The organism is Aeromonas sp. QDB14, assembly GCF_027707845.1.
In the GTDB taxonomy this organism is placed as follows: domain Bacteria; phylum Pseudomonadota; class Gammaproteobacteria; order Enterobacterales; family Aeromonadaceae; genus Aeromonas; species Aeromonas caviae.
This window is the reverse complement of the sequence record NZ_JAPCJD010000106.1, coordinates 1-11,547: the sequence shown is the minus strand read 5'-3', so window position 1 is coordinate 11,547 and position 11,547 is coordinate 1. Positions and strand designations below refer to the sequence as shown.

Here is an 11,547-nt window from a genome sequence, read left to right as displayed (position 1 = left end):
CAACCGCAGATCGTGTTTGATGAACTACGACAGGTTGCTTGATTTGGCGGGTGTTGCACTTCGGAGTTGAATTCGCGTATCAATTAGAGCTGACGGATCGCAGTGAGGCATATCGCAATCAGATATGGGCAAATGTTATGCTCCGCTTGGAGCTCGTAAAGCATCAATTGGCAGCACAGGATGAAACGAAATTTAATGCGCGTGTAGAATTAGAAATGGATCTGCGCGAGTGCGATGACTTGATTCGTCAGGATAATCGTAGGTTAAAAAAATCCATCGCCAAAGGTATGCAACCTGGCATGAAGACCAAGAAGCGTATTGTAGGGGAATTACAACATTACCAAGAAATGATTGGTATCGTTAATGATTTGTCTGCTGCCAAAAACCCCAAGAAACCTCATATTAAAGACAGGTTGGCAACAACGCAAAACCTCAGTGATCCGACAACATTCAGCTTTAAGGAGTAATCACGTGGCTGCACCGAAATACTTTACACATCCCAATGTCCACTATCGTGGCAATCCATATATCGAGGGGTTGGGGCTGCCGCTCTCGCAGACGCAGTTTTATCACAACAGCGAAATTCCTTTTCATTGCGATCTGGATCTGAGTGGGGTTAATGAATCGCTGCATTCATATTTCATTCGCACAGCCATCGACCAACTTGCGGAAGTTTATACCTCTCCAGATGAGGCATATCGCTTATATGACGAGATGCGACGGATGATTGAAGCCGGATATGTTCGGCGTAATCCTGTCGGTGCAGATATTCGCCGAATATTGGTGGCAATTGACCGTGATAGGGCTGAGCCGTGGAAGGCGTCACATGTATTGAAACTAGAGTTGTCGGTTCAATATAGCCTGTTACTGCTGGGGTTGAGCGGTCGTGGAAAGTCAACCATGATCAAGCAGATCTGCAAGCAGTTTGAGCAAACTATAGAACATGGAACATATCACGATCATCATGGCAATGAATTTGTGATTAACAGAACACAAGTGACGTATTTGTATATTGAGGTGCATGAGCGCCGTGGCCAGAAGGCGTTGTTGCTTAACCTGTTGGAATCGCTCGATGCAGTAACTGGCGAGAATTATAGTCATGGTCACCGATCTAGATCGGTCAATGAGTTGATTTCTATAGTACAAAAGGCGTTTATCGGCCACGGAGTTGGCTTGCTGATCCTCGATGAGGCACAAAATTTGGCCAAATCGGCCAAGAGTGAAGTGATCAGCAGTAACGAAAAAACTACCATGAAATTTTTGGAGGAATTGTTCAATCGTGTTGGTGTTCCGCTGATGTTTGTCGGAACGCTAGCCATGATGAAATTGTTTGAGAGTGAATTGACGCTCACTCGTCGAGCAACCAAAAATGGATTCATACAATTGGTGAGTTGTGATCTTAACAGCTCATTTTGGCAGCGTTTTATCCGTCTGATATGCCAGACACAATTACTAAAAAATCAAACAACCCAAGAAGATGTACTGCGGCAGCACATTCACCACTTATCCGCAGGTATTCCGGCTATTGCAACCAGCTTAGTGAGGGCCACACTATCGTATCTAAGCCTCTTGAAGCCTGCCGATCAAGATCTCTCGCTAGCCGCACTGGATCACTGCTTTAATCGAGAGTTTATGATACTCAAGCCGGCGCTGACGGCATTGCGCAAGGGAGACTATTACAAATTTGAGGACTTCGAGCCGATGTTGAGGTTGGAGTCGGTAGCGAGTGGTCATGAAATCACTCAACAGGCGCAACCACAGTCAAGAAAAAATCTTTTCCAAGGCGATGTTAAGCTCAGCAATAAATCGCAAAATATAGAGGTAAAACAGCAAAAAATATTAGAGCAGTTATCGCCGGAATTATTACTAGGCCAGGTCGGGTATCATTTGAATATATGGAAACAAAAATGATCCTGCATCGATTGGAGTTACTACCGGGGGAACATCTGGGAGCGGTGGTTGGCCGGATGCATGTGTTGAGCACCCACGGGACCTTAACAGCCACGGCCAAAGCGTTCGGCCTGAGTCGTCCACCAACCATCCCCCACCGTTTATGTCATGCCAATGATATCGCCTTGACTGCTACTTTTCGAGCACATGGTACATCACAAATTTGGCAAACACATGGCTATGGTCATTATCTGGCACCGTTTCTGACCCCGCTTGAGCAGAGGATGCTGGCGTTGGCATTCGCGGGTCAAGCTCCGCTCCAGTTAAGGGTTACTGGTCTGTACATTGTGCAGCACCGATATTGGCGATGGTGTTCAGATTGCCTAGTTGAAGATTATGAGACCCATGGCATGCCCTATTACCACCGGGATCATCAGTTGCCAGGGGTGTTCCATTGTCATCGACATCAACGGGGGCTATCAGGCCGCTGTACTGACTGCGGTTTTGAGGCCACTGTGTTATTGAAACAACCCATTCCCCCCTATGATAACAAGTGTTCAAACTGCGGTCACTGGATGGCCGGGTACGATGGCCATTTTACCGAACTGATGCGGGAGATCGAGCTGGTATCGCATAGCTTGGCTCAGTCGGCTAGCTCTCTCACATTGTCATTGCTGACCGGGTTTGTGAAAGATGCGATGAGAATACCGGCAAATGCTGCGCCCACACACAAGATCATGAAGTCAGTCAGTGCGTGGTTTAAAGATATGGATGTTAACTGCGATCCCCAAGCGCTGGCTTTATATTTCAGAAATACAGATACAATAGGTAGAGGCTTACGTATGCCCCCACAACTGCGCAATGTACGGGGTTATCATGCACAGGCTACGGAAGATCCGTTGCACCCTCTTATTCACCTGCTTATATTGCAGAATGCAGGCGTTGATTTGATGGGGCTCCTCGGGTCTGGGGGCTAATCCCGTGTTGGGCTCGGTGATCCCCACCTACATTACTGGCGAGTCGGTCTATAGCTGGGTCTGCCAGTATTTTGTGCAGTCGGCTTATTGCGACCGAAACCGCTTCTGTGACCAATTGTTCCATCATCCTGCCATTCGTCTGCACCCCTTATTACCTGGGCATATTGAGGCAACAGCTCAGGCTGCGGGAGTGGATCCACAATACCTGCTGCACCATGGCACGGGTTTCCCATTGTTCGCCCTGACGCTGAACAATAACCACCAAGTCCACGCCCTAGCTGCCAGCCATGCTGGGTGAGGGGAGTGGAATAATGGCCCTGTCAGGACAAGCCGCCAGCAAACTGAGGGTCGGTGGCGCTTGCCTGAAATGGTGTCCGGCCTGTCTTCTTGAAGATGAAAAGGAGTTCGGGTGTGGGTATTGGCATACGGTACACCAGTTGTATGGGGTCACGGCCTGTGCCAAGCATGAGCTACGATTGCAAACCCTGGCGGCCAGTGCTGGAGGTATTGATCGGCGACTTCTGCTACCGGATCCCGAGATACCCTGTGAACCATCGCGTCCATCTGAACAGGAAATCAATCTTTCTACATATATCACCGTTATGCATCGGTATCTGTGCATCCAGTCGCCAACGGAGTCGCTAGCGGAGCTGTACCAGCGATGGCTCGGGCAACAGGGCTATCTGACGACCAGAGGCCATCTGCGTAGCCAGCTCCTGTTGCAGGCCATGACGGAGTTCTGGCAGGGGTTGTTTGCCGATATAACGCCAACAGTGCCACCGGGGCTGGCCAACTATCGATACGTCTCGGGGCTGGTGCACGGCAACCGCAATCACCACTACCTAAAGCATATGATGCTGATGGCGTTTGTAAGCCGTAGCCCAGCGGAATTTTTTTCTATCAGTAGCCCACCTACGGTGCAGATACAATCCACTATGCCTAGCGACGGACAGCTATCAGAAACAGCAATACTGACATTGTTGGTTAATCGGGTTCCCATGCGACAGATTGCCTGCCAGACCGGATACAGCATCGGCTATATCAAACAACTCGCCCTGAGACACAATCAACCGGTTGATCACCGTGCCAAGCGCATTACACCTGAAGTTGAGCGGGGAATATGGCGTCAGGCGTTCATGGGGGGATCACGGCAGCAGATCGCGCACAGTCATGGCGTTTCTGTTGGGACGGTCGAAGCCATTATTCAGAGCCACCAAGGGCTGTCTGACTGGCGACGGCATTTGAGAAGGGTTAACCGTCTCCGTGAGCACCGTGTAACGGTGGCTGCATATTTGGCAAAACATGCTGATGCTAGTCGAGGCTGTGTCGAGCAGGTGTGCAGAACGGCTTTCACCTGGCTCTATAAACATGATCGTGCCTGGTTGTATCAACAGTTACCTGCCGCCAAGCGAGCAGTTCACCATCCCAGTGTGGACTGGGAAGAACGGGATAGGAAACTGGCTGAGCAACTGGGGCTGCTGGCCGAGCAGGCAAGCTCTCTATCTGCATTGGAACGGGCAGTCGATAGGCCAGACTGCCTGAGGAAATACAAAACACGTCTACCGCTCAGTTACGCATTGGCTGTGCGGCTGGTTGCGGCCTATGCCGCTCAACATCCTATGCCCTGATGCTCGCCGTCGATACCTATACAGGTTCTGATATCAGGCATCACAACGAGGAGTATTGCCATGAAGGTCGAAGCAATCGTTCCTACCACACAGGTCGTCGATATTTTGTGCGATGTCTGTGGTGCTAGTACTACTAAATCGCTCGGTACGCAGGAATTCGGCACGCTGGAGGCTTGCTGGGGTTATGGTTCGCAGCACGATGGTGAACGATATCAGGTACACCTATGTGAAGGCTGCTTTTTTGGGGCGCTGGCCAACCTGAGACAGGAGCATCGGTTGATGAAAATGTTTTCGGATGATTATCAACCCGCAGACCCTGATCAATTTGGGAAAATTGAAGGCAATCGAGAGCTTATCTAACGACGATTTGAGTGGTTGTGTTGATCGGCTCATCAAGTGAGTCGATTGGTCGAGGTCATCGGCTCATCAAGTGAGTCGGTTGATCGAGGTGATCGGCTCATCAAGTGAGCCGATTGGTCGAGGTGATCGGCTCATAAAATGAGCCGATTGGTCGGGGTGATCGGCTCACCAAATGAGCCTATTGTTGATGCTTTATGGTCACGTATGAACTGTTAATCAACAGGGGATGCCATGCCTAATCCGGCCGACAAGATCGATAACTGCCTGCGCTCCCATAGGCGTAGTAATCACATCGGCCGGTTTTTCACCACCTAATCCCCACGCAGAGCGGGTGAGCCATCTCATCGTTTTAGCAGTATCTCCCCGGTGTAGGGATATGGCTGCGTCCACTGCTAAGGCTGCCCAGTAAACGCGATCTCCCTGAGCTGTCGATAAGCGATTGCCCCGTTTGATTTGGCGATTCAGTGTGTCTCGGCTAATACCAATCATCTGGCAAATTGTTCGGGTATTAGACCCCAATAGCTTGCTCAGTTTGACGACGATCTCAGGAGATACACCAGACACTATGTGCTGATGGGCGGCTAGCCAGTTACGTGGTAGACCGAGCGACTCCAGAACAGATAGATTGCTGGTTGGGGGAGATTGCTCTACATGAGTCATGATTAGTCTGCGCCTCCGTCTGGGGGTTGTTGATGGCAGCCCAATGCGAATCATCACTCAGGAGTTCATTGGGTCATCATCTAGTTTGGGGTATTCGTGAGCGGTTGACCACAAGAACGATAAACATATTAAATCCTTTTGAATCAGTCTCTTATATTTTTTGTGTCGATTGGCCCCCGCGATCTTCAACGCAGGTGTTTGCATCAGGCACTTAATGACTACAAGCTACGAGTCACTAGGACCATATAACTAGCATCCAATCTATGCAGGGTCATTCGCGGGGTCTGTCTAGTGGTCAGCTAAATACTCGCAAGATATAGTGGTTGTGACATACACCCAGCATTAACTACATGTTTTAGGTTACGCTGGCGAACTGTACTTGAATTGTTGCCTTATGAAAAAAATCCAAATGAATCCCAGTAATTTTGAGCCGTTAAAAGCCTGTTGGCCACAGCTATATCAGCATGCTGCTTTCGCTGAGCAATATGCGCACACGGATCCACACACAGTTGCAGTAAAGCTTCGCTGCTTCGCGGAAGTACTGGTTGGTATCATATACAGAGAACTGAGGCTGCCCAGTGAGTTAACTGACGGTTTTTTCGAAAAACTCAAATCTCCCTATTTCCAAGACGCAGTTGGTGAATCCGTATGTCAGAAACTTCACGCCTTGCGTATCCTCGGCAACAAAGCCGCTCATGGCTGCTCGATAGATGCTCAGACTTCCTTGTCACTGATTGAAGAGGCATACCTTCTCGCATTGTGGTTCTACAAAACCTACAGCGGTGATGTTCTCGAACCGTATCCGGCTTACATCCCACCGGCCAAGGCCTCGGAAGGCGTTGCTGTCCCCGACACCGACACAAAGGCAGAAATGCATGCCGCTGCTAAGGAGGAATTGAGCCGCTTGGAGGCTTCTGAGAAAGCTGCGCAAGCAGAGATCGCTAACCTCAGCCAAGCTCTCGACGAAGCAGCGCTTGTCAGCTTCAAGCATGCTTCCACCAATGCCTCAAGGGCAATTGACTTCAGCCCTTCCAACACGCGCAGGTTGATAAGTATTTACGACGTTTTCGCGGGATATGACCTGACCGGCGGTCAGGCGAAACTCGTCAGCCAACTTGAACGATTCCTAGATGGCAGAATAGAAAGCGTTTTTCTCCTCAAAGGCTATGCGGGAACCGGCAAGACCTTTATCACTAAGGGGCTGACAGAATATTTTCGTGCCATTGGGCGCAATTATGTTCTGGCTGCGCCAACAGGCAAGGCTTCCAAGGTGATCGCAAGCAAGACTAAATCACCCGCATACACGATTCACAAGACCATCTACTCGTTCGATGATATAGCTGAGTATTGCGACGACGATACCGACGGTACCGAAACCTACAAATTTTACGCCAGACTGAATGTTAACTGCCTCTCTTCCGACACAGTTTACATCGTGGATGAAGCCTCCATGATTTCGGATATCTATCAAGAGGGCGAGTTTTTCCGATTCGGAACGGGATATCTGCTTGCTGACTTCCTAAAGTTCGTAAATTTGGATCACAATGATCACTGCAAGAAGGTAATTTTCATCGGTGATGATGCGCAACTGCCACCGGTCGGGATGAATTTTTCCCCCGCATTAGATGCTGACTACCTATACCGCGAACATCACGTGCGCTCGACTGAGTTCGAGTTATCTGAGGTTGTCCGACAGAAATCGGAAAGCGGCGTAATGGCGAACGCAGTTCCCCTTAGAAGCACATTGCGTGCCAAGTCTTTCAACCAACTGGTAGTTGATTTCAGTTACCCCGACGTTCAGAAGGTCGAACACCAGGATTTGATGGGGCGATATCTCGAATCCTGCGGGAACAAGATAAACGGAGAATCGATACTTATTGCTCACTCTAACTCCGAAGTCGGTGACTACAATCGCCTGATTCGTGAGCATTTTTTCCCTGGCCACCCGGAAGTTGTACCGGGAGATAAGGTGATGGCTGTCTCCAATAGCAACGCATACGGGATATTCATTTCGAATGGCGATTTCGGCTTGGTTCGGCAGGTGGGCACGGTCACAGAGAAACGCACTATTAAACTAAAAAGGAAAATCCAAGATTCAGGGATGCTTGAGGAAATCCCCGTCTCGCTGCTTTTCAAAGACGTGATTATCGGCTTCAAAGACTTCGATGGCGTCGCGCACTTTTTTCAAGCCAAAATCATAGAGGATCTGCTTTACAGCAAGGAGTCTGCATTATCTTCTGATCAGAACAAGGCTCTTTATCTCGATTTCTGCATCCGAAACCCTCAGTTGAAAAGAAAAAGCGTGGAGTTCAAGCAAGCATTGAAAACAGACCCGTATTTCAATGCTCTTAGGCTAAAATTCGGCTACGCAATTACCTGCCACAAAGCCCAAGGCAGCGAATGGAACAACGTGTTCGTGAAATGCAAGAGCCATCAAAGCCAACTGACGGCCGACTATTTCCGATGGCTCTACACCTCGATAACGCGTACTGCCCAAAAACTCTATTTGCTTGACCCGCCTAATCTACAACCGTGGAGCGGCATTAAAATTGTCTCAAACCCTGTACGGGGTCTATTCGATGCCGCAGGAGCTCTAGAAGTCTGCCCTTCAGCCTCTGTTTCTTCACCGCCCTCATCAATGGGTGCATCCGCTACGGAGAAGTATGAAACTTTCGGCATTCCCTGCAACGCCAAGTTTCTACTCTCGATACTGACGGAGGTTCATAAACTTATCGATGAAAAGGGCATCGTTATAGTAAATATTTCTCATAACCAATACCAAGAGGCCTACCACTTCAATCGTGAAGCGGAGTCCGCCCGCGTAGATATAACCTACAACGGCAAGCATAAGATTACCGATGTTATCGAACGGAACTTAAACGACTTGGGCGTCGAGGTTGCATCCCTACTTTCCCCTCTCAAAGGCAGGCTGATTTTTCCTGAAAGTGGTTCAGCAATTGCGGAAGCGAGTTTTTCCAAACAGTTCCTGAATGACTTCCACCAGAAGGTCATCGGGCTGTGCAGCGCGAGCGGAATAACGGTTCAGAATGTCGTAGAGCAGCAATGGTTTCTGCGCTATCACTTTGTCAGGGACGGATCTGTCGCCGTTTACGACGTTTGGTACAATGGTAGAGATCAATTTACTAAATGTCAGCCCGTGATAACTGCCTGCACACCTAGCTCATTGGTCAGAGTAATTGGCCAGATGCTTACAGAGGGTATGCGAGGATGATTACACGCACCGACGTTTACGCAAAACGCAAGCAGGGGGATGTTGATGAGGCATATCGCATGGCATTGGAGCTCATGGGATCACTTGATCGTGATTACTGGGATAAGAAAGCTTATTGTTGGTGCTTAATAGACATTATCAAACGTGATGCCAGCAATGGGATGCTTGATAACCTGCCCCATTATCGTAGCCAACTGGAGAGTATTAGAGTTGACCCATCTGACGAGGTTCTCACGAAGGGAATTCGTAGTGCCCTAGCTTTGTGCAGCCCCTGTGGGCGGGAAATCAGTCAAGCCAAAGCTCTTAGCAAGGCGGGCAGACATGCGGAAGCAGTCGCCGCATACCGAAAGGCTCTGGCTCAATGCCAGGCAGACAGGGAAACACAAACGGGGTTCGGCTGGGAGTTGTTCAAACACTCCAAGGCGCTGATTGCTGCCGAGAACGTCAATATCGGAACGATCAAACGCAACCTGAACGACTATCTCAAACTGGATGTTGAAAAGCCTTCACTCCTGCACGCTTGCTTTCTCCAACTCGCCTCAAAACTGGCGGGTCAAGACAAATTGAGTATGCTCGTTTTCTCTCGTCTGTGGAATCTGGAATATCTGCGTCCTGAGGATTTCGAGCGATATCGCTCGGAAGACGGAAAGGAGTATCCGTCCCTGGCTGAGAGGGTACTCCAGCAAGCGGGAAAGGAAGCCGCTGCCTCCGAAAACGAGCGAGAGCAAGAATACGTCCTCCCTTACATCAATGCGGCGATCGAGCGCTTTCCAGACAACATCTGGCTCAAATTGGACAAGGCAAAGGTGCTTATCTCCATCGGTATGCATGCCGAAGCTTTGGCTTTCGGTCTCGCCGTCGCCAAGGCCAAACCGAACGACTACTGGGCTTGGGGTTTGTTGGGTGACATCATTTCTCCGATGGATCGGAATGCAGCCATCGGCTGTTATTGCAAAGCATTGTCCTGCCGTGCCGAGGATAAGTTCACAGGAAAAATAAGGATTAGTGTCGCTCAATACATGTTGGAAGGTAGCGATTTGGCCGCAGCTAAGCTTGAAATTGAGACCCTCATGCGTGTGAAGGAGAGCGAGGGGCATAAAATCCCCGAAGTGGTAGCGGAAATCGCCTCCCGGCCCTGGTTTGCTGAAACACAGGCAGCCTCGTCCAACCATGATTTCTATAAGTCCCGTTCCCCGGTTGCCGAAGCCCTATTGTGGAGTGACTTGCCATGGGTCAATGCAAACGTGGGTGAAAAATTTACCGTTCTCGGCAAAGATGGTAAGTCGATACAGAAGCGAAAGATATTCCTTGAAACATCCACATTCCCTTCGGAGGAGAGCATTCCCGAGTCAAAACTCGGAGGAAAAAAATTCATCCTTGGCGACGCGATAAGGGTCAAAGGCGAGATCGACGACAACCAGCGCTTCAAGATTTTCCTTCTCGACAGTAGGGCGTCCAAAACGAGGTGGGATGTGTTCCACGAGATAATTGGCGTTGTTGATCACGTGAATCGCGATAGAGGGGTTCTTCATTTTATTGTTGATCGTATTATTGACGGACTTGTTCCTCTTAATGATTTGACTGAGTCGTTCTCTGAAGGGGATTCGATTGCTCTCAGGTTGTCTAGGTACATATCAAAAGACGGGCCTAAATATCGAGTTTGCCAAGCTACTCCCACAAGCAAACAACCAAGCGAACACATCAAGAAGCAGTTTAGCGATAAAGTTCGCGTGTCCAACGGAATGGGATTTACGGAAAATGACATATTTATTGCTCCTCCACTGGTTGTGGAGCACAACATAAAAGATGGCTTGATGATATCCGGTACGGCAGTTCTCAATTTCAACAAAAAACGCGGTACTTGGGGATGGAAAGCCGTTTCTATTGCGCAGGCTTTCCCGATGGAGTCCTAGGGTAAGGCTCGATGTGGAACGAATAGGCGTGCCAATGATTACGTCATATTAAGATGTGGCGGGTTTCGGTTTCCAACTTCAATGTCCTGTTTGTTTGTGGAGCGGATGGAGAATCTCTTTCAAGTTTCCAACTTAATTGTCATATTGGGAATCGCTAAGATATTGAATTTTTTGACCAGAGAGTTTCCAACTTAAATGGTCGTGATCACGCAGTGATCACGGCCATTTAAGTTGGAAACCGTGACATTGAAGTTGGAAACCGACCATTCAAGTTGGAAACTCAAAGGCCCTGCAACAGCAGGGCCTTTTTATTATTCCGTGGACTGAGAGTCATTAAATTATAAAAATGATCGCATTTTGATCTTTCAGCCGTGTTGGGGAAGGTGCGAACAAGACTCTGGTGTGAGACTATCAGTCTCACTTGGTATCAGGGATGAGGTTCAGCATGGTCCAACAGTTTACTTCCGCGGATAGCAAGTTCAATGGTAAACGCCGCAAAACCCGCAAAGAGACATTCCTAGCCCGCATGGACGCTTTGCTCCCATGGGCCAGAATGCTCAGTGTCATTGAACCGGTCTACCCGAAAGCTGACAACGGCATGTACAGATCTAGTTATCACCTGACACCGGCCTCAAACCGGTGTCTTGTTTACGCTACTTTACTGCGCACTTCCTTCGGTATCAATTTCAGACCCTTCTTGAACATGCTGTAAGGCGTCTGTCCCTCCATCATCCTGCCTTGATGTGGCCGCTGGGTGTTGTAGTGTTCCAGGTAGCTATCCAGGTCTGTCTGCATCTGTTCTACCGACTCATTGCGTATTCCGGCGAAGTTGAACAGCCATTCCGGCCAACGTGAACACCCTGATCCTTAACGCGCTCACGTCACCC

General features: G+C 49.2%; 8 protein-coding genes and 2 pseudogenes. 8 read left to right on the top strand and 2 right to left on the bottom strand.

Annotated elements, in window-relative coordinates; genetic code table 11:
• The first annotated feature begins 50 nt into the window (after window positions 1–50).
• The 5 genes from PG887_RS20650 (at window position 51) to PG887_RS20630 (ending at window position 4,855) form a co-directional block, all read left to right on the top strand.
• Window positions 51–467, top strand: a complete 417-nt coding sequence (locus tag PG887_RS20650; RefSeq protein WP_270822798.1) for a hypothetical protein — start codon at window positions 51–53, stop codon at window positions 465–467.
• Window positions 468–471: 4 nt separating this feature from the next.
• A complete protein-coding gene (locus PG887_RS20645; RefSeq protein ID WP_270822797.1) occupies window positions 472–1,911 on the top strand; it encodes an AAA family ATPase in 1,440 nt (479 codons plus the stop codon).
• On the top strand, window positions 1,908–2,867 hold the full coding sequence (locus PG887_RS20640; protein ID WP_245155524.1) for a TniQ family protein: 960 nt from the start codon (window positions 1,908–1,910) through the stop codon (window positions 2,865–2,867). Before PG887_RS20645 ends, PG887_RS20640 begins: the two co-directional genes overlap by 4 nt.
• A gap of 311 nt (window positions 2,868–3,178) precedes the next feature.
• The gene (locus PG887_RS20635) at window positions 3,179–4,495 is read left to right on the top strand and encodes a TnsD family Tn7-like transposition protein (RefSeq protein WP_270822793.1); all 1,317 of its coding nucleotides are present in this window, start codon (window positions 3,179–3,181) and stop codon (window positions 4,493–4,495) included.
• Between the two features lie 60 nt (window positions 4,496–4,555).
• Complete coding sequence (locus PG887_RS20630) at window positions 4,556–4,855, top strand: hypothetical protein (RefSeq protein ID WP_270822792.1); 300 nt, start codon at window positions 4,556–4,558, stop codon at window positions 4,853–4,855.
• Between the two features lie 216 nt (window positions 4,856–5,071).
• Here PG887_RS20630 and PG887_RS20625 read toward each other — a convergent pair whose 3' ends face one another.
• Complete coding sequence (locus PG887_RS20625; RefSeq protein ID WP_080630556.1) at window positions 5,072–5,515, bottom strand: antitoxin Xre/MbcA/ParS toxin-binding domain-containing protein; 444 nt, start codon at window positions 5,513–5,515, stop codon at window positions 5,072–5,074.
• Window positions 5,516–5,909: 394 nt separating this feature from the next.
• Here PG887_RS20625 and PG887_RS20620 point away from each other — a divergent pair, with 394 nt between their 5' ends.
• The 3 genes and pseudogenes from PG887_RS20620 to PG887_RS20610 all read left to right on the top strand — a co-directional run.
• The gene (locus PG887_RS20620; RefSeq protein ID WP_270822791.1) at window positions 5,910–8,747 is read left to right on the top strand and encodes an ATP-dependent DNA helicase; all 2,838 of its coding nucleotides are present in this window, start codon (window positions 5,910–5,912) and stop codon (window positions 8,745–8,747) included.
• Window positions 8,744–10,660 (top strand): tetratricopeptide repeat protein, encoded by a 1,917-nt coding sequence (locus PG887_RS20615; protein ID WP_270822790.1) that lies wholly within the window; start codon window positions 8,744–8,746, stop codon window positions 10,658–10,660. The genes PG887_RS20620 and PG887_RS20615 overlap by 4 nt, the downstream gene beginning before the upstream one ends.
• Before the next feature lie 445 nt (window positions 10,661–11,105).
• Window positions 11,106–11,258, top strand: a pseudogene (locus PG887_RS20610) (IS5/IS1182 family transposase); the annotation flags it as partial.
• A gap of 50 nt (window positions 11,259–11,308) precedes the next feature.
• Here the strand turns inward: PG887_RS20610 and PG887_RS20605 are convergent.
• Window positions 11,309–11,470, bottom strand: a pseudogene (locus PG887_RS20605) (IS481 family transposase); the annotation flags it as partial.
• Window positions 11,471–11,547 lie beyond the last annotated feature (77 nt).